Source organism: Microbacterium sp. AC132, from assembly GCF_979258525.1.
On the sequence record NZ_OZ409862.1, the window covers coordinates 1514827 to 1541218 of the forward strand.

The 26392-nt window shown below is 68.2% G+C and carries 21 protein-coding genes and 2 pseudogenes; 6 read left to right on the plus strand and 17 right to left on the minus strand.

Annotation, left to right across the window (positions count from 1 at the left end; all coding sequences use genetic code 11):
* Positions 1-99: 99 nt before the first annotated feature.
* Complete coding sequence (locus ACZZZQ_RS07090; RefSeq protein ID WP_463507229.1) at positions 100-2754, plus strand: penicillin acylase family protein; 2655 nt, start codon at positions 100-102, stop codon at positions 2752-2754.
* Positions 2755-2774: 20 nt separating this feature from the next.
* On the opposite strand, the gene ACZZZQ_RS07095 is transcribed toward ACZZZQ_RS07090, so the two are convergent.
* The gene (locus tag ACZZZQ_RS07095) at positions 2775-4136 is read right to left on the minus strand and encodes an MFS transporter (protein ID WP_463507230.1); all 1362 of its coding nucleotides are present in this window, start codon (positions 4134-4136) and stop codon (positions 2775-2777) included.
* Between the two features lie 104 nt (positions 4137-4240).
* Between ACZZZQ_RS07095 and ACZZZQ_RS07100 the strand changes: the two genes are divergently transcribed.
* A complete protein-coding gene (locus ACZZZQ_RS07100; protein WP_187249116.1) occupies positions 4241-5002 on the plus strand; it encodes an alpha/beta fold hydrolase in 762 nt (253 codons plus the stop codon).
* Between the two features lie 63 nt (positions 5003-5065).
* Here ACZZZQ_RS07100 and ACZZZQ_RS07105 read toward each other — a convergent pair whose 3' ends face one another.
* The 14 genes and pseudogenes from ACZZZQ_RS07105 to ACZZZQ_RS07170 all read right to left on the minus strand — a co-directional run bounded on the left by ACZZZQ_RS07105 (position 5066) and on the right by ACZZZQ_RS07170 (position 20312).
* Entirely contained in the window at positions 5066-5983 is a 918-nt protein-coding gene (locus ACZZZQ_RS07105; RefSeq protein ID WP_463507231.1) for a hypothetical protein, read from the minus strand.
* Positions 5984-6244: 261 nt separating this feature from the next.
* Complete coding sequence (gene mnhG / locus ACZZZQ_RS07110; protein ID WP_463507232.1) at positions 6245-6634, minus strand: monovalent cation/H(+) antiporter subunit G; 390 nt, start codon at positions 6632-6634, stop codon at positions 6245-6247.
* Positions 6631-6900, minus strand: a complete 270-nt coding sequence (locus ACZZZQ_RS07115; protein ID WP_053098313.1) for an MrpF/PhaF family protein — start codon at positions 6898-6900, stop codon at positions 6631-6633. Before ACZZZQ_RS07115 ends, mnhG begins: the two co-directional genes overlap by 4 nt.
* Positions 6897-7484, minus strand: coding sequence for a Na+/H+ antiporter subunit E (locus ACZZZQ_RS07120; RefSeq protein WP_053098312.1), 588 nt, complete (start codon positions 7482-7484; stop codon positions 6897-6899). Before ACZZZQ_RS07120 ends, ACZZZQ_RS07115 begins: the two co-directional genes overlap by 4 nt.
* Positions 7481-9034 (minus strand): Na+/H+ antiporter subunit D, encoded by a 1554-nt coding sequence (locus ACZZZQ_RS07125; RefSeq protein ID WP_056275836.1) that lies wholly within the window; start codon positions 9032-9034, stop codon positions 7481-7483. The genes ACZZZQ_RS07120 and ACZZZQ_RS07125 overlap by 4 nt, the downstream gene beginning before the upstream one ends.
* A gap of 263 nt (positions 9035-9297) precedes the next feature.
* A pseudogene (locus ACZZZQ_RS07130) lies at positions 9298-9798 on the minus strand (Na(+)/H(+) antiporter subunit C); the annotation flags it as partial.
* Positions 9798-12739: pseudogene (locus ACZZZQ_RS07135) on the minus strand (Na+/H+ antiporter subunit A). The pseudogenes ACZZZQ_RS07135 and ACZZZQ_RS07130, both read right to left, overlap by 1 nt.
* Positions 12740-12919: 180 nt before the next feature.
* Positions 12920-13636: a GntR family transcriptional regulator gene (locus ACZZZQ_RS07140; RefSeq protein ID WP_053098309.1), complete on the minus strand. Its 717-nt coding sequence runs from the start codon at positions 13634-13636 to the stop codon at positions 12920-12922.
* A 5-nt stretch (positions 13637-13641) separates the two neighbouring features.
* Entirely contained in the window at positions 13642-14655 is a 1014-nt protein-coding gene (locus ACZZZQ_RS07145) for an aldo/keto reductase (protein WP_463507233.1), read from the minus strand.
* On the minus strand, positions 14652-15800 hold the full coding sequence (locus tag ACZZZQ_RS07150) for a mandelate racemase/muconate lactonizing enzyme family protein (protein WP_463507234.1): 1149 nt from the start codon (positions 15798-15800) through the stop codon (positions 14652-14654). Before ACZZZQ_RS07150 ends, ACZZZQ_RS07145 begins: the two co-directional genes overlap by 4 nt.
* Positions 15800-16663 (minus strand): carbohydrate ABC transporter permease, encoded by an 864-nt coding sequence (locus ACZZZQ_RS07155; RefSeq protein WP_187249122.1) that lies wholly within the window; start codon positions 16661-16663, stop codon positions 15800-15802. The genes ACZZZQ_RS07150 and ACZZZQ_RS07155 overlap by 1 nt, the downstream gene beginning before the upstream one ends.
* A complete protein-coding gene (locus ACZZZQ_RS07160) occupies positions 16656-17618 on the minus strand; it encodes a carbohydrate ABC transporter permease (RefSeq protein WP_232224506.1) in 963 nt (320 codons plus the stop codon). The genes ACZZZQ_RS07155 and ACZZZQ_RS07160 overlap by 8 nt, the downstream gene beginning before the upstream one ends.
* 13 nt (positions 17619-17631) lie before the next feature.
* Positions 17632-18888, minus strand: a complete 1257-nt coding sequence (locus ACZZZQ_RS07165) for an ABC transporter substrate-binding protein (RefSeq protein ID WP_463507235.1) — start codon at positions 18886-18888, stop codon at positions 17632-17634.
* A gap of 80 nt (positions 18889-18968) precedes the next feature.
* Complete coding sequence (locus tag ACZZZQ_RS07170; RefSeq protein WP_463507236.1) at positions 18969-20312, minus strand: alpha-L-fucosidase; 1344 nt, start codon at positions 20310-20312, stop codon at positions 18969-18971.
* A gap of 86 nt (positions 20313-20398) precedes the next feature.
* Here ACZZZQ_RS07170 and ACZZZQ_RS07175 point away from each other — a divergent pair, with 86 nt between their 5' ends.
* The 3 genes from ACZZZQ_RS07175 to ACZZZQ_RS07185 are packed head-to-tail and all read left to right on the plus strand — an operon-like array spanning position 20399 to position 23616.
* Positions 20399-21727: an alpha-L-fucosidase gene (locus ACZZZQ_RS07175; RefSeq protein WP_463507237.1), complete on the plus strand. Its 1329-nt coding sequence runs from the start codon at positions 20399-20401 to the stop codon at positions 21725-21727.
* A 15-nt stretch (positions 21728-21742) separates the two neighbouring features.
* Entirely contained in the window at positions 21743-22069 is a 327-nt protein-coding gene (locus ACZZZQ_RS07180; RefSeq protein ID WP_056275821.1) for an L-rhamnose mutarotase, read from the plus strand.
* 47 nt (positions 22070-22116) lie between these two features.
* Positions 22117-23616, plus strand: a complete 1500-nt coding sequence (locus ACZZZQ_RS07185; RefSeq protein WP_463507238.1) for a hypothetical protein — start codon at positions 22117-22119, stop codon at positions 23614-23616.
* A gap of 20 nt (positions 23617-23636) precedes the next feature.
* Here ACZZZQ_RS07185 and ACZZZQ_RS07190 read toward each other — a convergent pair whose 3' ends face one another.
* Positions 23637-24698 carry a LacI family DNA-binding transcriptional regulator gene (locus tag ACZZZQ_RS07190; protein WP_463507239.1) on the minus strand — a complete coding sequence of 354 codons (1062 nt, stop codon included), beginning with the start codon at positions 24696-24698 and terminating at the stop codon, positions 23637-23639.
* A 59-nt stretch (positions 24699-24757) separates the two neighbouring features.
* On the opposite strand from ACZZZQ_RS07190, the gene ACZZZQ_RS07195 reads away from it, so the two are divergent.
* Positions 24758-26008: an MFS transporter gene (locus tag ACZZZQ_RS07195; RefSeq protein WP_463507240.1), complete on the plus strand. Its 1251-nt coding sequence runs from the start codon at positions 24758-24760 to the stop codon at positions 26006-26008.
* 1 nt (position 26009) lies between these two features.
* On the opposite strand, the gene ACZZZQ_RS07200 is transcribed toward ACZZZQ_RS07195, so the two are convergent.
* Complete coding sequence (locus tag ACZZZQ_RS07200) at positions 26010-26336, minus strand: response regulator (protein WP_463507241.1); 327 nt, start codon at positions 26334-26336, stop codon at positions 26010-26012.
* Positions 26337-26392 lie beyond the last annotated feature (56 nt).

Here is a 26392-nt window from a genome sequence, read left to right on the forward strand (position 1 = left end):
GAATGCTTTATGGGTAGTATTCCGGAAGCGTCTGTTGAGACGCGCTCTGGGACTCTCTGGGACTGAGTTCCGCCATGCCACCCGAAAGAGTTCTCGAAGATGACAACCCATTCGACCGAGATCGTCGACCCGTCGCGCCCTTCCCTGGGCGCTCGCATCGGCCGCATCGTGTTCCTCGTCGTCGCTGCGATCGTGGTGGTCGCCGTCGCCGGCGCCTTCTTCGTGACCTGGACCATCCAGCGCTCGTTCCCGCAGACCGACGGCACCCTGTCGCTCGACGGGCTGCAGGCCGAGGTCACGGTGCAGCGCGACGCCAGCGGCATCCCGACCATCACCGCCGACTCATCGCACGATCTCTTCTACGCCCAGGGCTTCGTGCACGCGCAGGACCGATTTTTCGAGATGGACTTCCGCCGCCACGTCACGGCGGGACGCGTGGCCGAGATGTTCGGCGAATCGCAGGCCGGGACCGATGCCTTCCTCCGCACGCTCGGCTGGCGCAAGGTCGCCGAGGCCGAGGTCGAGGCCATGGACGACGTCACCCGCGGCTACTACGAGGCCTACGCCGACGGCGTCAACGCCTACCTCTCCTCCCGCTCGGGCGCCGAGCTGTCGCTCGAATATGCCGTTCTCGGAATGCAGAACCCGGAGTACGCGCCGGAGCCCTGGGAAGCGGCCGATTCGGTGGCGTGGCTCAAGGCGATGGCCTGGGATCTCCGCGGCAACGTCGAAGACGAGGTCGAGCGCTCGCTCCTGGCCGCACAGCTGGCGGAGACCTCTGACGCCGCCGGGATCACCACGACGCTCGACGAGCTGTACCCGCCGTATCCGTTCGAGGATCACCCCGTCATCGTCCCCGAGATCTCGACCGCCCCGATCACCGAGGCCGGTGCCGAGCCCGCCGCGTTCACGACCGATGGGTACGACGGCGAGATGCAGCAGGCGGCGACGACGATCGAGTGGCAGGAGGCGTCGGACGTGATCGAGGCGGCGAGTCTGCTCGTCGGCGATGTCGGCGAGGGGATCGGATCGAACTCGTGGGTCGTGTCCGGGGACCTCACCGACACCGGCATGCCGCTGCTCGCCAACGACCCGCACCTGGGCGCATCACTCCCCTCGGTCTGGTATCAGGTGCAGCTCCGGTGCAGCGAGGTCACCGACGACTGCCCGTTCGACATGGGCGGTTTCTCGTTCTCGGGTCTCCCCGGCATCGTGATCGGCCACAACCAGCAGGTCGCCTGGGGCTTCACCAACCTGACCACCGACGTCACCGACCTCTACGTCGAGCGGATCGAGGGCGACCAGTACTGGCGCGACGGCGCGCTGGTGCCGATCGACGAGACCACCGAGACGATCGCGGTGGCCGGGGGCGACGACATCGATCTCACGATCCGGTCGACCGTGCACGGACCGATCATCTCGGGTCTCACCGACGACTTCACCGCGATCGCCGACGACCCTGAACCGGGCCTCGCCGCCGGCGGTGCCACAGGTCCGGCCCCCACCGGCACCGCGCCGGAGGGAGCCGAGTATGCGGTCAGCCTGCGCTGGACGGCGCTCGACCCCGGCACGGCCGCGACCGCGATCTTCGCTCTGTCGACCGCCCAGGACTTCGAGGAGTTCCGCGCGGCGGCCGCGCTGTTCGATGTGCCGGCACAGAACCTCATCTATGCGGACGTCGAAGGCAACATCGGCTATCAGACCCCCGGACGCCTCCCCGTGCGCGGGGCCGGCGACGGATGGATGCCGCAGCCCGGCTGGGACAGCAGCTACGACTGGACCGGATTCATCCCGTTCGACGAACTGCCGGTGTCATACAACCCGGCATCCGGGTACATCGTGACCGCGAACAACGCGATCGTCACCGACGACTACCCCTACTTCCTCTCACGGGACTGGGACTACGGCTACAGGGCCGATCGCATCGCGCACCTGATCGAGCGACGCGCCGCCGCCGCACCGCTCACCGCCCAGGACATGCGGGAGATCCAGATGGACAGCGAGATGTGGATCGGCAAGCGACTCGCAACGGAGATGGAGGATGTGGAGGTGACGGGTGCGGGGACTGCAGATGCCGTGGCGCTGCTGCGCTCGTGGGACGCACAGAACGACGCAGGGTCGGCCGCGGCCGCCTACGCGAACGTCCTCTGGTCGAACCTCGTGCAGAACCTGTTCGCCGAACGCGACCAGCCCCTGCCGATCGACGGCCAGGGTCGACTCTTCACGGTCGTCGCGGATCTTCTCGACGACCCATCCGACCCGCTCTGGACCAACCCGAGCATCGATGTCGCGGGCATGGACGAGATGCTCGCCCTGTCGGCCGAGGAAGCGTACGACGAGCTCTCCGCGGTTCAGGGCGACGTCGTCACCGCATGGAGGTGGGGCGACCTGCACGCGATCACCCTCACGAGCGACACCCTCGGGTCCTCCGGCATCGCCCCGATCGAAGCCCTCTTCAACCGCGGCCCCTACGCCGTCAGCGGCGGCGCGTCCGTGGTCAACGCCACCGGCTGGGAGCTCGGCACGTCGTACGCCACGACCACGGTGCCGTCGATGCGCATGGTCGTCGACCTCTCCGATCTCGACGCCTCGACCTGGATCCACCTCACCGGCGCATCCGGACACGCGTTCGACGAGCACTACGTCGATCAGACGTCCGACTGGGCGGCGGGGATTCAGCGGCCGTGGGCGTTCACCGACGGGGCGGTCGATGCGGCGACGCGTCACACTCTGGTGCTGGCGCCGGCCGGTTAGCCCGGGACGGCTCTGCGGGCTCAGGCGGGGTCAGGCGTGGCGGATGCTGCGGCGCGGCGTGCGATGAGCCAGATGCCGATCGCTGCGGCGAGGAAGATCGCGGCGAGGATCACCCAGCCCACGAAGCCGAAGGTGATCGCGGTGGCGTTCACGACGATCGGCGACGCCAGGGCTCCGAGCGAGAATCCCATGCCGAACACGCCCTGATAGGCGCCGGCTCGGACAGGATCGGCGAGCTCGAAGCTGAGACCCCAGGCTCCGGCCTGCGACAGGATCTCGGCGAACGTGTGCGCGATCATGCCGACGATGAGGATGACGATCGCCGCCCATGCCGGAAGCCCTGCGGCGAGCGCGTAGATCAGGCAGGCTGAGACCATCAGCCAGCCGGCGATCATCGTCACCCTGCCGGCGATCCGCAGGTCGTGCGTGCCACGGGAGGCACGCACCTGGAACAGCACGACCAGCGCGGTGTTGACGATCAGGAGCACTGCGAACGTGGCATCCGGGGCATTCGTGTACTCGCTGATCCACAGCGGCACCCCGAGTTCCGCGACTCCGAACTGCATGCCGAAGATCGCCGAGAGCGCGCTCAGCAGCAGGTACCTCGGGTCCCGCCACGGTGAGCGGCGGTTCCAGTCCCTGCGCTCGGCGGATGCCGCGGCCGTGGCGTGCGTGTCGATGGATCCCGTCTCGGTCAGCTGAGCCGCGGCCCGGCTGCGCGGTGGCGCGTCGACGGCCGATGTCAGCCGCAGGAGGGAGAGCGAGCCGAGCGCGCAGACGGCGCCCGCGCACGCGATGACGACGCGGTAGGCCTCGGGTGTGCCGAGAGCCAGAGCGATCGCGCCGAATCCGGAGCCTGCCGCGATCGCGAGGTTCGTGACCGTGCGCAGCACCGCACGCGCGTGCACCCGCCGGTGCGGCGCGAAGCCCCGGGCGATGATCGCGGACCGAGCGGAATACCCCAGCGAGTCGAAGAAGCCCGAGAGGCTGGCGAGGACGAGCGCCGACACGAAGTCTCCGACGAACGCGTATGCGGCGAGCAGCACGCCACCTGCCATCTCGAAGCCGAAGGCGAGGCGTCGGGCGCTCCACCGGTCGGCGAGCCAGCCGCCGAGGAGCGACCCGACCACCCCGCATCCGCTCGACACGGCGAGCACCACCGCAGCGTGCGCGGGCGAGAGGCCGATGATCTGCGTGAAGAACAGCACGGTGACCGCGAGGAAGACGCCGCGGCCGATGCGTGAGACGGCCGTCGCGGCGACGAGCGCACGCAGCACCGGATCGCTCAGCCCGTCGGCGATGCGCGCGATGACACCCTTGGGCGAGCCTGAGGTCTCGCCCTCCGACTCGATCTGATCGGGATCGGGGTTCGGCGAAGACACCCTTCATCCTCGCACGACGCAGGCTCGCCCCTCTGCGCACACCGGCACACGGCGTGCGTGGATCCCGGTTCGTCGCAGGGGTCCCACTCGGTTAGCGTTGAGGTGTGGTCTCCAGCTATCTCGCCCCGAAGGGCACCCCCGTCACGCTGCTCGAGTTCGAGCACGCGGGCGCGACGCTGATCGCGGAGACCTTCGGCGACGGACCGCACACCTTCCTCCTGCTGCACGGCATCGGCATGGGACGCAGCGTCTACCTCGACGTCGTACAGCGGCTGAAAGGCCGGGTGATCGCACTCGACCTGCCCGGTTTCGGCGAAGCACCCGAGCCCGCTCGCACCTTCACCATGGAGCGTCACGCCGACCTCGTCGCCGCGTACCTCCGTCATGCCGACGAGGGCCCCGTCGTCGTCATCGGACACTCGATGGGCAGTCAGATCGCCGCGGAGCTTGCCGCCCGGCATCCCTCCCTCGTCGAGGGCGTCGTGCTCGCCGGTCCGACCGTCAACAAGGCCGCACGGAACGTCGCAGCGCAGGCGAGCTATCTCCTCACGGACCTGGTCGGCGAGCGCCCGCTCGTGATCTGGCGAGGTGCCCGCGAATATCTGCGCGGCGGCCCCCACCTCATCCGCAAGATCCGGGCGACCATCGTGCACGAGCCGGAGAAGGCGTTCGCGCGCATCGATCAGCCTGTGCTGGTGCTGCGCGGGGAAGACGACCCGCTCGCTCCGATGACCTGGTGCCAGGAAATCATCGACGAGATCCCGGGTGCCGATCTGCAGGTCATCCCGGATCACGGCCACGGCACGTTGATCAGCGACTCCGAGCCGGCCGCGCGCCTGATCCAGAGCTTCGCCGACGGGCTCTGACCCGCCGCCCCGCACTTTTCCGTTCACAACTCAGCATGAACGCATGTGAGCCCCGTGATTCCGCTACTCGACCGCCGCTCCGCGGCGATTCCTGCTGAATTGTGAACGACGTGCGTCTACGAACCTCGGTCCGAGTGCAGCGATGACCTGCTCGAGAGCCTGCCTCACAGACGCCTGGTCACCGAAAATGTCTTTCGCAAGGGGCCGGACGGTCACGAAGCCGAGTCGGGCCGCGGCGATATCGCGCTGGCGATCCTGCATCTGCTTCTCCCACCCCTCGTGGAACTCCTTGCTGTCGCACTCGATGATCAACCAGCCGTCCACCACGAAGTCGACGTACCCGACGCCTTCGAGGTACACCTGGGTCTCATAGGCGACGCCCATCGTCCGGAGCAGCAACCGCATGAATGTCTCTGAGCCCGAGCCCGCCGACGGGTCGACCAGTGCGAGCAGCGGGCGGAATCGGGCGGGTAGAGCAGCGAACATCGTGACCAGATCGTCGCGGGTCAGGAGTCCGTGATGAAGCACACTGTCCAAGGTGGCAAGCGCCTCGCGCGGAGCCTGGCAGAGCACGGAGTGCGCGACGGCATCGATCAACGGAGCCGCATGAAGGCTCTCGCGAACGCTGGTCAGCGCCTTCCAATGGAGCACGACCTTTCCGTCCCTCGCCACACGCAGACGAGACGAGCCAGGAGTCACGAGCACATGGAGCTCTCGGCAACGGAACACGAAGACACCGAGAAGGGCGAGGAGAGACAAGCATGAGACCCGCCCGCCGATGCGGACAGCCTCGACGATGTCCCGGTGCGTCGACGGCAGCGCATATCGATCGCGGCGCACGTGCTGGAGTTCACCTCGGGCCACTGACTCGGCGATGAGACGCCCCGTAAGCCCTCGGTGCACCAGATCCGATCGACTGAAGACCGTGCGCGAATAGGTGTCTCTCGCGCGCTGAACGACCGTCTTCTGCTTATTCCCCATCGCAGAAGTGTGCAGACAAGGGACGGTGTCGATGTGCGTCGTCCAAGCAACAGTGGATGACTTGCACGGAACAGGGTTCCGTGTAGGAGAAGAAGCAATGACCGGTGTCGTTCACTACTCAGCATGGATCTCGTACCGAGCAGCCCTGAAGCCCCTTCGGCCCCACCGGCACAGGCTCATGCTGAATTGTGAACCGCAAGCGGCCCCGCACCGGCGTAAGACGTGCGTGGCGTCCGTCTCAGCGCAGCTGCGGGCGTGCGATCAGCCGGCGGCCGGCGGGGTCTGCTTCGACTCGGCGAGCTCGTCGACGACCAGGCTGCGCTCGTCGGTGGTGCCGTTGCGATATGCCTGCCGCCCGACGATGTGCGCGGACAGCGGCGCGGTGGCGAACTGCATGAGCACGACCGGGGCCACGAGCGCGAGCCCGAACAGGATTCCGCCGACCGTGCGCTGAGACAGGGCGATCGCGAGGCAGATGAGGATGAGGCCGAGCACCTGCGGTTTGGTCGCGGCGTGCAGCCGCGACGGCACGTCGCGGAATCGCAGCAGCCCGACCGCCGCCGACAGGCAGAGGATCGCGCCGAGCAGGATCAGCACGAGCACGGCGACGTCGATGACCACGTCGGGAATGGCGAGACCGAACGCGTTCATGGTGTCGTGTTGTCCCTTCTGGCCACGAACCGGGCGACCGAGATCGAGCCGAAGACGCCGACCGCGGCGATGATCAGCATCACCGGGATGTTGCGGGTGTGGCCGTTGATGGCCATCTCGGCGCCGAGCACGCACATGACCTCGGTGAGCAGCACGTCGGAGGCCACCGCCCGGTCGAGGATCGAGGGCCCCCGCACGATGCGGATGATCGTCAGAATGGCGGCGACGCCGAAGACGACCATGATCGCGAGCATCAGCACATTCATCGGGCACCTCCGCCGGCGCGCGCCGCACGTTCGTCGGCCTTGAGGGCACGGTACTGCGCCGGGGCTCCGAGCGCGCGCACGACCCGTCGCTCCCAGCGCAGCACGCCTTCGCGCTGCTTCTCGACATCGGCCATGCTGCGCACCCCGATCACGTGCAGATACAGCACCTGCCGGTCGCGATCGGCCTCGACGACGAGCGACCCGGGAACCAGCGACGACACCACGGACACGTGCGTCATCATCAGGTCGTCGGCGTAGCGCAGAGGAACGGCGATGATCGCGGCGCCGGGCTGATGCCGAAAGTCGAACACCTGCAGGGTGACCGCGACAGCGCCGCGGAGCACGGCGAAGAGGAACTGCACGATGAGCAACGCGGCGAACCAGATGTTGATGCGTCCGGAGAGCTCGACGGTGGGCAGCCGGAAGACACGGGTGACGAACACCGCGATGACCAGGCCCGAGACGAACGCCAGCACCGTGAACTGCCCCCACAGCAGCATCCAGAGCACGACGAGCCATGCCAGGAACGGCAGCTGCACGCGGATGTCCCGCCAGAAGTGGCGGCCGGTCTCGGTGGGGCTCATCCTTCCACCTCGTCTTCCAGCTGCACGAGGGTGACGGGGTCGAGCAGCGCCGCACCGATGCGGTCGCACAGGGCATACAGCGGGCCCGCGAACACGGTGAGCGCGATCGTGACCCCGACCATCCCGGCGGTCGCGATGGTCATGATCCGGGGGATGCGGCGACGCTCCTGCTGCTCATCCGCGGCCGGGGCGTTGCCGAGGTACGAGATGCGCCCCTCGGTCTCGGTCGAGTCGTCCTCCTCGCGCCAGAACGCGAGGTTCCATGCTCGCATCAGCGCGTAGAGCGTGAGGAGCGAGGTGACGATGCCGCCGAAGATCAGCACGAGCATCAGCGGCGTTCCCACGGATGCTGCGGCTTCGAACAGCGCGAACTTGCCGATGAAACCGGAGAACGGCGGCAGTCCGCCGAGGTTGATCGCGGGGATGAAGTAGAGCACCGCGATCACGGGCGCGACCTTGAGCAGCCCCTTCACGCGCAGGATGGACGTGCTTCCCGCCCTGCGCTCGATGAGACCGACCGCCAGGAACAGCGTCGTCTGCACGATGATGTGGTGGACGATGTAGTAGACCGTCGCGCCGATCGCCGCGGGGGTCGCTATCGCGAGGCCGAAGATCATGTAGCCGACGTGGCTCACCAGCGTGAACGACAGGATTCGTTTGAGCTCGGCCTGTGCGACAGCGCCGAGCACGCCCACGATCATGGTCGCCAACGCGATGATCAGGAGCACGGTGTCGATGCTGTTCTCGGCGAACAGCTGCGTCTCGGTGCGGATCAGCGCGTAGACGCCGACCTTGGTCAGCAATCCCGCGAACACCGCTGTGACGGGCGCCGGTGCCGTCGGGTACGAGTCGGGCAGCCAGAACGACACCGGGAAGATCGCGGCCTTGATGCCGAAGGCGATCACCAGCATGAGGTGCAGCACGAGCTGCGTCTCCTGCGGGAGCTCGGTCATGCGCTCGGCGATCTGGGCCATGTTCACGGTGCCGAGGGCACCGTAGATCATCGCGATCGAAGCGAGGAACAGGATCGACGAGACCAACGAGACGACGATGTAGACGGCACCCGTGCGGATGCGGGACTCGGTGCTCCCGAGCGTTATCAGCACGTACGACGCCACGAGCAGGATCTCGAATCCGACGTACAGGTTGAAGAGGTCACCCGCGATGAAGGCGTTGAAGATGCCGGCCGCGAGGATCAGGTACGACGGGTTGAAGATCGAGATCGGGGTCTCGTCGGTGCCGTCCGCGGCACCCTGACCGATCGAGAAGAGCAGGACCGCGAGCAGCACGATGCTCGAGATGAGCACGAGGAGCGCCGCGAGCCTGTCGACGTAGAGCACGATGCCGAACGGCACCGGCCACCCGCCGACCGAGACCGCGAGCGGCTCACCCGCATCGACGACGACCAGCAGCACGGCCGCGATGACCGAGACGATCGCGAGCGTGGCCACCGTGACGAAGGCCTGGAGGCGCGGATTGCGGCCGAAGATCAGGGTCACGGCGGCGCCGAGCAGCGGCAGGGCGACGAGCAGGGGGACGAGGGCGCTCATCGGCGGTCCTCCCCATCGTCGGTGTGCTCGGGTGCGCTGTCATCGGATGCCGTGTCAGCCGCCGTATCTCGAGCGGCGTCCGCCGCATCGGTCTCGTGGGCGTCCGACGCGTGCGTGTCGGCATCCGTCCGGAAAGCCGACGAGTGCGTCGAGTCCTCGGCGTCGTCGTCGGGCGGTGCCGACTCCCCGTCGAGGACGGCCGCGCCTGGACCGGCATCCACATCGGGATCCTGGTCGGACGCCGCGGACACGGCTCGAGGCGGGGTGGGCCGGTCGGTCGGAGCGTCGTCGTTGATCGCGGCGTGGTCGCGCATGTGCAGCACGGTGATCGGCGACGTCTGCACGCCGACGAAGTCCGTGGTCGCCTCGTCGTCCGCCGCGTCGGCCTCGTCGTCCATGAGGTCTTCGTCGGCATCGGTGCGCTCACGGAGAGCGATGTCGGCCTCGTCGTCCTCGACGGTGTCGGCCTGGCCCAGCTGCCACGAGCGGTAGATGAGGGCGAGGAGGAACGCCGAGACGGCGAAGGTGATGACGATGGCGGTCAGGGTGAGCGCCTGGGGCAGCGGGTCGCTGAGCTCGCCCTCGGTTCCGAAGAAGGGCGCGTTGCCGGGCACTCCCATGACGATGAGGAGCAGCAGGTTCGTCGCGTTGCCGAGCAGCAGGAAGCCGATCAGCACGCGGGTGAGACTGCGCTCGAGCATCGCGTAGACGCCGCAGGCGAAGAGCACGGCCATGATCACGATCAGGGTGAGGGAGACATCCATCAGAGGGTCACCCCTCGCTCGCGGAACTCCTGCGCCTGACGGTCGACCTCGGCACCGAGGCTGCGCAGCACGTCGAGCACGAGGCCGATCACGACCAGGTACACACCGACATCGAAGATGGTCGAGGTGACGAACTCCATGTGGCCGATGCCGGGGATCTCCCACTCCCAGAAGTTGCTGGTGAGCGGCGCCAAGCCGAAGAACAGCGGCACGACCGCCGTGCCGACGGCGAGGATCAGACCGGCACCGAGCAGTCGCCCGGCATCCGTGGGTGCGGCAGCGCCCAGCTCCCAGCGTCCGCCGGCGACGTAGCGCATGACGAGGGCCATGCCCGCGACGAGGCCTCCGGCGAAGCCTCCGCCTGGCAGGTTGTGGCCGGAGAAGAGCAGGAAGATCGACACGACGATGATCGTGTGGAAGAGGATGCGGACGATGACCTCGAGCAGGATCGACCTGTTCTCGGGCTTCATCTTCGGGCCGCCGACGAGCCAGGCGCGGGGGCTGCTCTCGTTCTCGTCGGTCTGGAAGCGCACGCCCTCGGTCGTCTCGACGAGCGGGCGGCTGAGCGTGCGACGGCGGCGCGCCTTGGGCAGCGTCTTCGTCGCGGAGAGCATGTCAGCGCGGTGCGTGACGAACACGAGAGACGCGACACCCGTGGCGGCGAGCACGAGCACCGACAGCTCGCCCATCGTGTCCCAGCCGCGCAGGTCGACCAGGGCGACGTTCACGACGTTCTTGCCGTGACCGATCTCGTACGCGAGCTTCGGGAACGCGGCGGAGATCGGATCCGCGACGCGGGACTGGGTCGCCACGATCGCGACCAGCGCCATCGTGAGCCCGACTCCGACACCCAGCAGCGCGCGGGGAATGCGCCCGACAGAGGCGTTGTGCTCGCCCATCCGCGCGGGCAGCCGACGCAGCACCAGTGCGAAGGTGACCATCGTCACGGTCTCGACGAGGATCTGCGTGAGCGCGAGGTCGGGGGCGCCGCTGGTCGCGAACAGCACGACCATCCCGAGGCCGGTGATCGACACGAGCACGACGCCCGTGTATCTCTTCTGCGCGCGCACGGCCATGACGCCCGCGGCGGCCATCATCGGCGCGACCACGAGCTGCGTGGGCGTGTGCCAGGCCGAGAGCTGGAAGCGATCGATGTCGCTGGCGACGAGCGCCGTGATCTCGGCGGCGACGAACACCACGAAGATGGTGCCGACGTAGACCGGCAGAGAGCCGCGCTGGGTGAGCGTCGTGCTCAGCACCGAGAGTCGGTCGATACCGCGCATGACCAGGTAGTAGACGTCTGCGGCAGTGAAGCGGATCAGTCGCGCCTTGCGGTCCCATCCGGTGCGCAGCGTGAGGAGGAAGACGGCGGCGCCGAGCAGGATCGACAGGATCGAGATGCCGAGCGCCGGCTCGAGACCGTGCCAGAGCGCGAGGTGCCCGGGTCCTTCCGCGGCGACCCCCCGGCATCGAGGCCCGGGGTGGCTGTGAGCGCGTATCCCTGGAGCGCGACGTCGAGAGCCGGTGCTCCGATCCCGGCGGCGAGCGTGAGCCCGGCGAGGATGATCGGCGCCGAGAGGAATCCGACGGGCGGGTCGGGCCAGGCGGTGTCGGGGAGGCGATCGCCCGCCGCATCGCGCTTGGTCCAGAAGGCACCCCAGAGGAAGCGGATGCCATATGCCGCCGTGAGCATGGATCCCAGGCTGACGCCGATGATCGCGACGAGGCCCCAGGGCGAGCCGTGCAGTGCGTCGTCCAGGAGCGCCGTGAGGGTCGACTCCTTCGCCACGAATCCGAGGGTCGGTGCGATGCCCGCCATCGATGCGATGGAGATGAATGCCGCTGTCGCCATGACGGGAGCCTGACGCCCGACGCCGCTCAGCTCGGTGATGTCTCGCGTCGACAGCTGACGGTCGATCACGCCGACGATCAGGAACAGCGCCGACTTGAACAGCGCGTGCGCGATCACGAGTGCGAGACCGGCCAGCGCGCTCGCCTGGGTGCCGTAGCCGATCACGACCGAGAAGAAGCCCAGCTGGCTGACGGTGCCGAAGGCGAGGATGCGCTTGAGGTCGGTCTCGCGCAGCGCCTGGATGCCGCCGATCAGCATCGTCAGGATGCCCAGCGAGATGATGATCGGCCGCCACGGGCCGGTGAACGCGAAGATCGGGGCGAAGCGCGCGATCAGGTAGATACCCGCCTTGACCATCGCCGCGGCGTGCAGGTAGGCGCTCACGGGAGTGGGCGCCGCCATCGCACCGGGCAGCCAGAAGTGGAAGGGGAAGATCGCGGACTTGCTGATCGCGCCGACGAGGAGCATCACGACGGCGGCGTCGACGATGGCGCCTGTGGGTGCGATCTCGAGGATCTCGCGGATGCTCGAGGTGCCCGCGTCGACCACGAGCAGCACGACTCCGACGAACATCACGAGGCCGCCGAGAGTGGTGACCAGGAGCGCCTGCAGTGCTGCTCGTCGGCTGGCGGCGCGGCGTCGGTAGTGCCCGATGAGGAGGTACGAGAGGATGCTCGTCACCTCCCAGAACATCACGAGCATGACGAGGTCGTCGGTCAGGACGAGGCCGTACATCGCACCCGCGAACCCGAGCAGCACGCCCGCGAACTGGCCGATGCCGGCGGAGTCGTCATGGAAGTACCAACGGCAGTACAGCAGCACGAGAGCACCGACGCCGGTGACGATGAGCGTCAGCACCCAGCCGAGCACGTCCATGTTCATGGACAGATTCAGTCCGAGCTGCGGGATCCACGCGACCGAGACGAAGGGCGTCGGTCCGTCGAGCACCTGAGGGGTGAGGACGAGGGCGTGGATGAATGCCGCGGCGGGAATGAGAGCCGCGATGGCGAATGCCTGGGATCCCAGCCAGCGCACCAGAACGGGCATCAGGATCGACCCGAGGAGGAACACGGCGAGGAGCGTCAGCATATACGCGGCTCCTCAAAGCTCGTCGGCCGGGGGCGGCGCAGGCGGGCGGGCGGGTGTCGATATCGAGTTTACCTTGATATTCCGCGCTTCAGGGTCGATCATGTCGGCGCCCGACCATGCAAATGGTCGGTTTCCCCCGGATTTTCGGGCACTTTGCGCGATCTCGCACGCAGAATCAGATCATTCGGATGCGTTCTCAGCCTGCCGAGCGAGCGCCGGACCGAGACGGTCGTACGAGTTCGCGATGTGCATCCTCATCGCCGCGGCGGCGGCTTCGGGGTCGCGTCGGCGCAGCGCGTCGAGGATGCTCTCGTGCTCGCTCACGGTGTCGTCTTCGAAGTCGTGGCGGAAGTTCAGCCGGTAGAGGTGCATGTGCGCACGCAGCCGCACGATGGCCTCCGACAGCAGCGGACTCTGCGCACTCTCCGCGATCAGGTGATGGAAGTGCAGATCCTCGTCGATGAACCGCCGGTAGTTGCGGAAGCGCTCGTCCTCATCGGGTGCCGACGCTGTACGCATCGTCACCACGGACTCCGCCAGCTCGGTCTCGGTCTCGTGGTCGAGATGCGCCGATGCACGCCGCGCCGCCTCCGGCTCCAGCAGCTCGCGCATGTCGTACAGATCGCGCAGGCCCGCCGCGTCGAGCAGAGGAGCTGCGACATAGCCCTTCAGCGCCCGCTTCGCGACGAGCCCTTCGGACTCGAGCCGCGTCAGCGCCTCGCGCACGGGCGTCGGAGACACGTCGAGGTCGCGGGCGACCGCGTCGATGTTGACCTTGGCTCCCGGTTCGATGACCTGGTCCATGAGCAGGCCGAGCACCGCGTCGTACACGTCGTCGACGAGCGCGCGCCGCGCCGGAAGCGGCCTCGGTCCGCGTGCCTCGTCGTCGCCGAACATGAGTCTCATCGTAGGGGGTGCCCTTCGTCGGCGATCAGACCGCGATCACGCAGATCGTCCCAGACCGCCGCGGCGACCGGGCGTGCGACGAGACGGCTGTTGCGCGCGACCTGCTCCGCGCTGGCACCGCCCATCACCACCGCGCCCACGGCGGGATGCGTCAGCGGATACTGTGCGGCCAGTTCGGGGAGTGTGGTGCCGTGATGCCGGGCGACCCGGGCGATCGCCTGAGCCCGGGCGAGCACCGAGCGGTCCGCGGGGCCGTAGTCGAACGTGGCATCGCGAGCGGGAGCATCCGTCGCGAGGATTCCCGAGTTGAAGACGGCGGCGGCCAGCACCGTCACCGCACGCTCCCGGGCGATTGGGAGCAGGTCATCGGCGGCCGACTGGTCGAGCAGCGTCCAGCGCCCGGCGACCATCATGACGTCGGCATCCGTCTCCTGCACGAACCGCGTGAGCATGCCGCTCTGATTCATGCCGGCACCGAACGAGCGGATGACGCCCTGGTCCCGCAGCTCGCTCAGGGCGGGGAAGGCACCCTCGAGCGCCTCGCGCTCGTGCTCATCGGGATCGTGCACCAGAGCGATGTCGATGCGGTCGAGTCCGAGGCGCTCGAGCGACTGCTCGACCGAGCGCAGCACGCCGTCGCGGGAGTAGTCGCGCACGCGCCGATGATCCGCCGGCACGTCGAACAGGTTGTCGAGGTCCGAGCGGCCCGCGGCATCCTGCGGAACCAGCAGGCGTCCGACCTTGGTCGAGACGATGTACTCCTCACGCGGGAGCTCGCGCAGGCTCTCGCCGAGGCGTCGCTCGGCGAGGCCGAGACCGTAGTGCGGCGCGACATCGAAGTACCGCACGCCGCCCTCCCACGCGGCCGGCACGATCCGCGGCCACTCCCGGTCGTCCAGCGCCCGGTACAGATTGCCGAGCGCGGCAGCCCCATAGGCGACGGGCGGGGCGAGAAGCCCTCCGCGTCCGATCGCGACGGGCTTCGCTGAGGTGGAGACAGGCGCACTCATGACACGATCAGCCGGCCCAGGGCGTCATCGTTCCAGGGGATGCCGAGGCCCGCCTGGGTCGGCGCCCACCCGCGACCGTTCTCGATGCGGATCTCGCCCGTCGTGACCGCTCGCAGCTGCGGGATGTGCTCGAGGTACAGCGCGTTGGGGATCGCGCAGACGAGGGAGACGTGGAGCTCCATGAGGAAGTGCGGCGCGACGGGGGCGTTGAAGGACTCGGCCAGATGCGCGATCTTGAGCCACGGAGTGATCCCGCCGACCCGGGCGACGTCGGCCTGCACGATCGACGCGCCGCCACGCTGCAGGTGCTCGCGGAAGTGACCGAGCGAGTACATGCTCTCGCCGACCGCGATCGGCACCGACGTCGAGTGCGCCAGAAGGCGATGCCCCTCGATGTCCTCCGCAGGCAGCGGCTCTTCGAACCAGAAGACGTCGACCTGCTCGAACAGCCGGGCTCGACGCACGGCTTCGGCGACCGTGAACGACTGGTTCGCGTCGACCATGATGTCCATGCCGGGTCCGACCGCGTCGCGCACGGCACGCAGTCGCTCGAGGTCCTGGTGCCCTCGCGGCATGCCGACCTTGATCTTCACGCCGCCCATGCCGCGCTCTTTGGCGGCGACCGCATGGGCGACGAGCTCGTCGGTGCGGAAGTGCAGCCATCCGCCCTCCGTGTCGTACACGGGCACGGAGGGCGACGCGCCTCCGGCGGCGACCCAGAGCGGGAGTCCGGCGCGACGGGTCTTCGCATCCCAGACCGCGGTGTCGACCGCGGCGAGCGCGAGTGCCGTGATCGGCCCGACCGTGGTGGCGCGAGTGATGCCGAAGAGTGCGAGCCAGAGCGCTTCGGGACGCTCGGCCTCGAGCCCGATCAGAGCGGGCAGCAGCGTCTCGCGCAGCATGCTGAGCACCGCCCCGCCGCCGGTGCCGATCGTGTAGCTGTAGCCGATGCCCTCGGTGCCGTCGGCGGTGCGCAGCCGCACGAAGATGGTCTCCTGCTTGACGAACGTCTGCAGGGCATCCGTGCGCTCGGTCTCGACGGGCAGGTCGCACAGCTGCGCCTCCGCGTGCACGATGCGGCTGCCGGCCGTCGCGTCCGCAACGGCCTCCCGCAGGGGCTTCGTGGTGTGGTGTGTCGTGGTCATCAGCGTCCTCCGAGTCCGCCCAGGGTGACCCCCTTGATGAGCTGCCGTTGCAGCAGCAGCACGAGGATCAACGAGGGGATGACGGCCAGTGTCGATGCGGCCATGAGCAGCGACCACTGCGTGCCGAACTGACCGGTGAACATGCCGAGCCCGAGGGGCACGGTGGCCATGTCCTGCGTGTTGATGATGATCAGCGGCCACAGGTACGAGTTCCAGTAGCCGATGAACGAGAACACCGCGAGCACGCTGAGCGGGGCGACCAGCTGCGGCAGCAGCACCGACCACAGGGTGCGCAGTCGCGAGGCGCCGTCGATCAGTGCCGCCTCCTCGTACTCCATGGGGATGGTGAGGAAGAACTGCCGCATCAGGAAGGTGCCGAACGCGGTGAAGGCGAACGGGATGATGAGGGCCGCGTAGCTGTCGTTCCATCCCCAGCTGTTGATCATGATGAAGAGCGGGACGACGAGCACCTCCTGCGGCAGCACGAGAGTGAGCACGAACAGCAGGAAGAGCTTGTCGCGGTACTTGAACCGCAGTCGAGAGAAGGCGTAGGCCGAGAGCACGGCGACGATCACCGAGAGGGCGGCGCCGAGGATCGCGACGAACAGGCCGTTGAGGATGAAGCGTCCGAACGGCACGACGGTCCACGCCTCGACGAAGTTCGCCCAGCGGATCTCCGATCCGAAGATCTGCGGGGTGGCGGTGAAGACCTCGTTCTCGGGCTTGAGCGCCGTGAGGAACATCCAGATGAAGGGGAACGCGAAGATCAGCGCGACCACGGCGATGGCCGCGGTGTTGAGCCACTCCTTGAGCGACTCACGGCGCTGTCGCGCACGACGGGGCAGGCTCACGACGTCACTCATAGTTCACCCACCTGCGCTGGCCGACGAACTGCAGGGCCGTGATGAGCATCACGACGAGGAAGAGGATCCACGCGAGAGCGGATGCATAGCCGAGCCGATCGAAGACGAATCCGTTGCGGTACAGGTACAGCACGAAGGTGTTGGTGCTCTCTCCCGGCCCTCCCTGCGTGAGGAAGAGCGGCTGCACGAACACCTGGAACGCGCCGATCATCGTCATCGTGGAGCAGAAGAACAGCGACGGCGAGAGCAGCGGGAGGATGATGAAGCGCAGTCGCTGCCACGCCGAGGTGCCGTCGATGCGAGAGGCCTCGAGCAGTTCCTTCGGGATGGCGCTGAGTCCGGCCGACAGGACGATCACGTTGTAGCCGAACGACTGCCATACCGACATCGCGATGACCGAGGGCAGCGCCCACGCCGAGTCCGACAGCCAGTTCGGTCCGTCGACGCCGACGGTCGCGAGCATCGAGTTGACGAGACCGTCCTGCGAGAGCAGGAGTCGCCACACCAGCGCGTTGGCCACCATGGGCGTGATCACGGGGAGGAAGAAGATGACCCGCCACGCCCCGGCCGCCTTCATGCGCGTGCTGAGCCACAGCGAGATGGTGAGGGCGACGACCAGATTCAGCGCCGTGTACACGATCGCGAAGATCAGGGTGTTGCCGAGCACCGTGTAGAACGTCGGGTCGCGGAACAGCTTGACATAGTTCTCGAAGCCGATGAAGTCGGGGCTGCCGAACAGCTTCCAGTCGAACAGGCTGATGAAGGCCGACCCGAACAGCGGAGTGAGGATGAAGAGGACGAACCCGATCATCCCGGGTGCGAGGAAGGCCACCGCCACCCAGGCTTGGCCGCGCCGTCGCGGGGGGCGGGGAACCCGCGGGGCGGGAGCGCCGAAGGGCACTCCCGCCGCGCCGGGCACGGGAGAGGAGGCCGTGGCCTCTCTCCGCTCGCTCATGATCGCCATCCGCTCAGCCCGCGACCGAGTTCTGGATGGTCTCCATGATCTCCTCCGCCGTCAGCTCACCCCGGTAGCCCTGCACTCCGTACTGGGTCATCAGGGTCTCGACCTGGTTCCAGGTCGGGGTGGTGCGCTGCGGGGTCGCATCGGCCAGCAGAGCCTCGACGACCTCGGCCGCACCCTCGGTCTTGCCCTCAGCCCAGGCCGGGAGCGCCTCGATGCGCGCCGGAACGATGCCGCGCGCCTCGGCCTGCTTCTCCTGCACCGACACCGAGGTCAGTGCCTCGATCGCCGCGAACGCCTCGTCCGGGCGGTCGCAGTTGGCCGCGATGCCGAAGCCCGAACCCGCCGTCATCGCGGCGGCCTCGCCGCTGGTCGACGGGACGATCGTGACGCCGAGCGTGAAGTCGGCGGCGTCGGCGAAGCTGCCGTACATCCACGGACCTTCGATCAGCATCGGCACCTCGCCCGAGGTGAAGGCCTGCTGCGAGACCTCCGAGCCGTCCGCCGCCTCGGGGGCCTTGGCGACCTGCTCGACCGACACCAGGTCGAAGAAGCTCTGGATCTGGTCGACGAAGTCGGGGTTCGTGAGGTCGAGCTCGCCGTCCTCGGTCACGGCCGGAACGCCGTCGGCGAGCGACCAGGCGTTCGGGATGAAGATGCCGGGTGCGAGCGCGAGGCCCTTCTTGTCGCCGTCGGTCAGCGCCTTCGCATCCGCGATGAACTGATCGCGCGTGTACTCGGTGCCGGGCAGTTCGAGACCCGCGGCCTCGAACGCCTCGACGTTGTAGAACAGCACGATCGGCTCGGCGTCATAGGGGATCGCCCTGATCGTGCCGTCGACCGTCATGCCGCTGAGCATGGATGCGTCGATGTTCTCGATGTCGAAGTCGGACTTCTCGATCAGGTCGTCGAGCGGCATCAGCAGGTCGCCGAGCTCCTGCGCGCGGGCCGCCTGCGTGGTCAGCAGGCAGGGCGGGTTCGAGCCGCTGAGGCGGGTCTTCACCTTGGTCCAGTAGTCCGAGAAGCTGGGCCCCTCGACGGTGATGTCGAGCTCGGGATCCTCGGCCTGGGCGCCGTCGATGAAGTCAGCCCACTGCGCCTGATCGCCCTCGCTGGCGGCCCACGTGTAGAGCACGAGAGGGCCGCCGGCGTCGCCGCCTCCTCCTCCCGAGCCGCTGGCACAGCCGGCGAGGGTGAGAGCGGTGAGGCCCGCGACGCCTGTCAGGATGAGACGCTTCGCGCGTCGGGATGAGAGTGCATTCATTCTGTCTGCCTCCTTCATTGGATGCTGATTCGATGCGATGGGTGAGGGGGTGCTGCTCGGGGGTTCGGGTCGTGCTCGGGTCACTCGGAGAAGTCGATGGCGACGACGTCGATCAGGGCGCCGCTCGGCGCGGGGGCGACGATGCGCAGCTCGCCCAGGTCGTCGCCGGCGATCGAGGCCTCGTGCACCTCGAAGCTCGCGTCATGCTGCAGCTCGAGATCGTCGGCCAGGCGGTGCACCCGGGTGATGCGACGCACGGGCAGGCCCCGCACGATGATCTCGTCCACCGGCACCGCGGTCAGATGCAGGTAGAGGCGTCCGGCGCGCGCGGTCGTCGGCCCGTGGAAGTCGACGCCGACGGTGGGCTCGACACCGATCACGGACTCGGCGTGCGCGTGCATCCATTCCGCGAACTCGCCCAGCCGCTCCTGTTCGACCGCCGGCAGCGCACCGTCGGGACCCGGCCCCACGTTGAGCAGCAGATTGCCGCCGCGGGCGACGACGTCGATGAGGGTGACGAGCAGCGACCGCGCGGACTTCTCGTTGTCCGGCCCCGTGCGCCATGCCCAGTGATCGCCGATCGTGAGGCACAGCTCCCACGGACCGGTCGGCGGGGTGAGCGGGAAGCCCTGCTCGGGGGTGCGGTAGTCGCCCTGGCCGGGCAGGCGGTCGTTGATGACGACATCGGGCTGCAGCTCCTTGATCAGGCGGCGCAGTGCCGGCGCCGTCCACTCGACGGCGGAGCGCTCCCAGTCGCCGTCGAACCAGAGCAGATCGATCTGCCCGTAGTTGGTGAGGAGCTCGGTCAGCTGCGCCCGCACGTAGTCGAGGTAGCGCGACCACTCCTCCGGACTCGACCGCCGGTGGCGATCGGTCGCGTCGGGGGTGTCGGCGAACTCGGCGAGGCCCGCGGCGGGCCAGTGCTCGAGCTTGTACGGCCGGTCCTCATCGCGGAATGCCGGATAGTCGGGGTGGTTCCAGTCGGGGAGGCTGTAGTAGATGCCGACCTTCAGGCCTTCGGCGCGCACGGCGTCGACGAGCTCACGGGTGATGTCGCGACCGAAGGGGCCGTGCTGCACGCCGAAGTCGGACTCCTCGGTGAAGAACATGTTGTATCCGGCATGGTGACGTGCCGTGAAGACGAGGTAGGTGGCTCCCGCTTCGCGGGCACGACGCGCGAGATCTGCGGCATCCCAGTTCACGGGGTCGAACGTCGGAGCCGTCGCCTGGTACTCGGCCACGGTCACGGCGTCTTCCACGGCATCCTCACCCGGGATGATCGATCGTCCGACGAGGGGCCAGGAGATCTCGATGCCCTGCTGCGATGCCTGGTCCCAGTGCACGAAGAGGCCGAAGCCTGCGCCGCTGAACCACTCCCCGCCGGGGATGCGCTCTGTGGGGCGTCGGAAGCGTGCGTCTGTCATCGAACCTCTCCTTTGAGTCCAAGATTTCCTATAGGATACGTGATAGACGAAACCGTTCACAAGGGTGTGATGAAAGGTGCCTACCGATGGCGATGTTCCAGACCGATCCTGTTCGTCCCGAGGCCTACCGCGAGTTCGAGCGACCGCTTCCCGAGTGGTTCCGCGGCGCCGCACTGGGGATCTTCGTGCACTGGGGGCCGTACTCGGTTCCCGCCTGGGCAGAGCCCACCGGTGAGCTCGGCGCCGTGCCACGGGACGAGTGGTACGCCCACAATCCCTATGCCGAGTGGTACGCCAACACCATGCGCATCGAGGGCTCGCCGACCCACCGGCATCACGAGGAGGTCTACGGCGGGGCTCCTTATGACGACTTCCTCGATGCCTGGAAGGCCGAGGAGTTCGACGCCGACGAGGTGCTCGCCGTGGTCGCGGCGACGGGCGCACGGTACTTCATCCCCACGACCAAGCACCACGACGGCGTCACACTCTGGGACGCACCGGGAACGGATGGGCGCAACACCGTCGCCCGTGGCCCAGGGCAGGACCTCATCGGAGCCTTCGCCGACGCGACGCGCGCGGCCGGCCTCCGCTTCGGCGTGTACTACTCAGGCGGTCTCGACTGGCACTTCTCCGACCTGCCGCCCATCGACCATGACGGCGCCCCCGCCCCCGATGACCTCGCCTACGCGGAGTATGCGCACGACCACGTCATCGACCTGATCGACCGCTATCGTCCCGACATCCTCTGGGGCGACATCCGGTGGCCGGCTGCGGGAATCGAGCCGGGGCCGAAGAGCATCGCCCACGCCTTCCAGAGGTTCTACGCGCAGGTTCCCGAGGGCGTCGTCAACGATCGCTGGGGCGAGTCCCACTGGGACTTCCGCACCAGCGAGTACGTGCACGGCACCGCAGTCGAGGTCGGCGAGGCGTGGGAGAACACCCGGGGGATCGGACTCTCGTTCGGCCACAACCGCAGGGAGACGAGCGAGCACCTGCTGTCGGCGCACGAGGCCGTGCTTCTGCTCGTCGACGTGGTCTCACGGGGCGGCAACCTGCTGCTCAACATCGGCCTCGAGGCATCCGGGCGCATCCCCGATCTGCAACGAGAGACCCTCGAGGGCATCGGCCACTGGAACAGGCAGTACGGGCACGCCGTGTTCGGTGCGCGACCGGAAGAGCGGATGCCGGCGTCCGACGACCCCTGGCTGCGCTGGACACGCACGGATGACGCGGTGCACGCGGTCGTCGACCGGAACGGACACGTCGAGCTCCCCGATCCGCACGGCCTGCTCGACGAGAGCAGCGCACGGATCGGAGAGCATCCGGTGATCGCAGAACGCGTCGATGGTGCCATCCTGGTCGAGGTGGCGGACGCGACGACCCCGGTCGCGATCTCGTTCCAGCCCAGGGACTGACGGAAGGACCCTCTCATGCGCATCGCTCTGCACTCCGAGATCCGCGACGGCGCGGTCGACGACTACCGCACGAACCACGCCCGCATCCCGGATGCTCTCGCCGAGACCTTCGCGCGCATCGGCATCCACGACTGGACGATCTGGAGGTCGGGCCGGCGCCTGTTCCACCTGGTCGAGTGCGATGACTGGGATGCCGCGGTCGCCGCGCTCGAGGACGATCCGGCCGACCACGCCTGGCAGGCCGACATCGGTCGCTTCGTCGAGCTCTTCCGCGACGAAGACGGCGCCGAGGGCACCGCTCCCCTGGAGCAGGTCTGGGATCTGAGGTCGCAGGTCTCCTGACCGCCCCGCTGCCCGGGTCTGCCGCGGGCTCGTGGCAGAGTAGCCCCGTGACTCGGACGTGGGTGCGCGAGCTGGCCGGCTGGATGTGCGCTGCCGCCGTGTCGATCGTCACCGCATCCGTGGTCGCGTCGTCAGCCCGGTCCGACCTGCTCTTCCGAGACGGCGATTCACTGGTCGTCGCGATGCTCGCGCGGTCGCTGCTGTCGGGAGAATCGCTCGACTGGGCGATGTCGAGCGTGCTGTTCCTGCCCGAGACCGCGGCGTTCACCGCGATAGACGCCGCCGTGCCTGCGAGGGTGAACGGCCTCTTCGCGATCAGCGCGGTCGTCAATCTCCTCGCCCTCTATGGAGCCATCCGGCTCGTCGCCGGCCGCGGCCGCGCGGGCTCTGCGCCCGTCACCTGGTCCGTCGTCGCGCTCGGGGTGTTCGGCATGCTCGCGATGACCGATGTCTCGGCGTCGCGAGAGGCGCTCGACCTCGCATCCTTGCAGCTGACGACCACCTACTACTCGGCGACCGTGATCGGCGTCGTCATCACGGTCGGCATCGTTCGGCGCGTGATCGACGACGGTCGCCTCAGAGCCTCGCCGTCGATCGCTCTCGGCGCCGTCGCGCTCGTATCGGCGCTCTCGAACCCGCTGTACGCGGTGTGGGCGACCCTCCCCCTCGCGATCATCCTGGGCATCGCCGCCGTGTCGCCGTCGCGGCGTGCGCAGATCCTCGCCCTCATCGCGGTGCTGCTCGCCGGGACCACCGCGGGCTTCCTGGCTCGTATTCCGTTCGCGGCATGGATCGCGAACACCGGCGTCGGCTACGCGCAGCCCGACCACTGGCACGAGTCAGTCGACTATTACGCACGGCTCATCGCCGAACGCGGCCAGAGCCTCCCCGGGCTGATCGGGCTGCTGGTCACCGTCGCCCTCATCGTCTTCGCCGTCGTGAGAACGGCGCAACAGGGCGACCCGGGAACCCGTCTCGTCGCCGCGATGGCCTGGGCGGCACCGATCGTCGTCGTCATCGGGGCGATCGCGCTGGGCACGCATGCCGCGCGCTACCTGCAGCCTTTCGTCTTCGCTCCGGTGCTCGTGCTCGTCGCATCACCTCGCGTGCTTCGCCTCCCCGCCCGACTGCGTCGTTCGACAGCTGCCATCGTCGGCGTGGTGCTTCTCGTCGTCGGCGGCCTCAGCATCCCGCGCCTGACGGACGCGACCACCCGGCCGGACCCCGATCTCGCGTGCGTGACGGACTGGGTCGACGCCTCCGGTCGCACGGGCGCCGGACAGTTCTGGACCGTTCGTCTGCCCGCACTGCATGTCGCAGACCCCTCGCGCCTCGTCCAGGTCGATCACCAGCTCAACGGCTACGCGTGGCTGGTCAACCGCACGGACTTCGCAGTCGGCGAGGTGTCGTTCCTCGTCGAGGATTCGCAGACCGTGCCGTGGGATCTTCCGCAGGCGGTGCAGCCTGAGCGTGTGGTCGAGTGCGGCCGGTACTCGATCCTGGACTTCGGCAGTCAGACCCTGCCCCTGGGGCCGCAGCGCAGCTGAGCGAGACCGCAGCGACCCGGTCAGCGGGTTGGTGCCGCGGTGGTCGTTCCCTCGCGGAACCGGCACGTGAGGTGCAGGGTCTGGCCGGGTTCTCCTCGGAGCATCCGCGCGACCTGCTCTCCGGCGGCGCGCCCCTTCTCGACCGCCGGCTGCACGCTGGTCGTGAGCACGAGGTCGCCGAGCCCATCGGCGGCGATCCCGTCGAAACCCGCGACCGACAGGTCTTCGGGCACGCGCAGGCCCAGCTCCTCCGCGGCGCGAATGATGCCGACGGCGATCAGATCGCTCTGAGCGAGGATCGCCGTCGGCCGCGTCTCGGCATCCGCCAGCAGATGCCGTCCGGCGAGGAGCCCCTCGTCGATGAAGCTGCCTCCGGCCGAGATCGCGGGCGCGTCGGGAAAGATCTCGCGCATGCCGGCGAGGCGATCGATGGTCACATCCACCGTCGCCGCGTCGATTCGCTCCTGAGTGACCGGTCCCCGCTCGCGACGGGTGTCGAGCGGCAGCGTGACGAGTGCGACGTCGCGGTGCCCGAGGTCGCGCAGGTGATGTGCGACGTCCGCCGCCGCCGCGGAGTTGTCGAGCAGGATCTTCGGGATGCCCTCCCCCGCGTCACCCTCGATCACGACGACCGGCAGGCCCCGGCTGCGCACGATGTCGAGCGACGCCTTGGCGCGCCCCGAGCACCCGATCAGCACGACCGCATCGACGGGTGCGTTCGAGAGAGACGACTCATCGTCGCCCGGCTCGTCGCGCATCAGCAGTATGCCGGCGCTGAGCTCGGCCATCCCATCGGTCAGGCCGTCCATCATGGCGGTGGTCACCGGGTCGAGGAACGCCGCACGCAGGTGCCCCTCGAGAACGACCGCGACGATGCCGCTGCGTCCTCGTCGCAGCGATGCGGCGCGCGGGTCGGGACCGGCATATCCGAGAGCCGCCGCTGCGGCGAGCACCCGCTCGCGCGTGGCCGGCGCGACGTTGGCCTTGCCGCTGAAGACGACGGATGCCGTCGACGTGGCAACTCCCGCCTCGCGTGCGACATCGGCGATCGTCGCTCGGCGCGGGCTGTCGTGGCTCGTCATACTCCGAGGATAGCTCCCCGGCTTCCCGATCATCGAATCGATTCGATATGCTGATCCGCATGGACACGGCTCTCTCCCGATCGCAGTACGTGCGCTGGCGCACCGCGATCTTCGCGATCTTCCTCGCCAGCGGTCTCTCGATCGCGACCTGGGCGTCCCGTGTCCCCGACATCAAGCTCGCCCTCGAGGTCGACAAGGCTCAGGTGGGCATGCTGCTGCTCGGCGCGGGCATCGCCTCGATCATCGGCATCTCGACCAGCCCCGCGATCATGGCACGCACCGGCGCGCGCCTCGGCATGATGGTGTCGATCTTCACCTTCGCCTCGGGCGTGGCCCTCATCGGCATCGGCGCCAACGTCCTCGGCTCGTACTCCGTGGTGCTGATCGGTCTCGTGCTGTTCGGACTCGGCAACGGCTGCGTCGACGTCATGATGAACGTCGAGGCCACCGCGATCGAGCAGCACTCGGGCAAGACGATCCTGCCCCTCTTCCACGCCTTCTTCAGCTTCGGCACCGTGATCGGCGCCGGGCTCGGGGCGCTTGCCGCACAGCTGCACATCGACGTCTTCACCCATACGCTCGTGATCGCCGTCGCGATCGCCGCCATCGGCATCGCCAGCATCGCGAACGTGCCGCGACGCGAAGAGGCACTCGACCCCGCGGCCGACGACGCAGAGAAGCCTCACTGGCGGGAGCGGATGCACGTCGCGATGTCCGCCTGGCGCGAGCCGCGCACCTACGCGATCGGCGTCGTCATGCTCGGCATGTCGTTCGCAGAGGGCGGCGCCAACGACTGGCTCGCCCTCGGCGTCGCCGAAGACCACGGAGGCGGCACCGCACTGGGCGCCGCCGCGCTCGCGACGTTCTCGGTCGCGATGACCGTCGTCCGCGTCTTCGGAGGCCCACTGGTCGACAGGTTCGGCCGCGTCGCCGTGCTGCGCATCCTCGCGGTTGCCGCCGCATCCGGCATCCTGATCTTCATCCTCGCCCCCAGCCTTCCTCTCGTCTTCGTGGGCGCAGCGCTGTGGGGCGTGGGCGCTTCTCTCGGCTTCCCGCTCGGTATGTCCGCCGCCGCAGACGACCCCGCCAAGGCGGCCGCGCGAGTGAGCGCAGCCGCGACGATCGGCTACATCTCGTTCCTGGGCGGCCCGCCCGTGCTCGGCTTCATCAGCGAGCACATCGGACTGCTCAACACGCTCTACATCCTCGTCGGCCTGGTCGTGTTGTCCGGCCTGTTCTCGGGTGCCGCGCGCCCGCTCCGCAAGGACGAGATGTCGACGCCGCCCGTCACCGCGAAGTCAGCCTCGTAGATCAGCGGGCGACAAGCAGACGCGGTGCCGGGCCTTCGAGTCGGGCGATGGCGATCTTCACCCCTCCGAGCTCGACGTCCACCTTCTCGAACCTCGCATCCATGCGCTGCTCGACCTTCTCGAACCGCGCATCCATGCGCTGCTCGAACTTCTCGAACCTCGCATCCATGCGCTGCTCGACCTTCTCGAACCGCGCATCCATACGCTGCTCGAACATCTCGAACCGCGCATCCGTGCGCGTGATCATCCATCCGAAGCCTGCGGCAAGCCCCAGCAGCGTGGTCGCGACGGTCACGATCATGGTCACGAGCTCTATCGACACCGTCATCTCCTCATCCTTGACCTGTCCGCCCAGAATGTCAGGATCCAGTCCGATGGAATCGA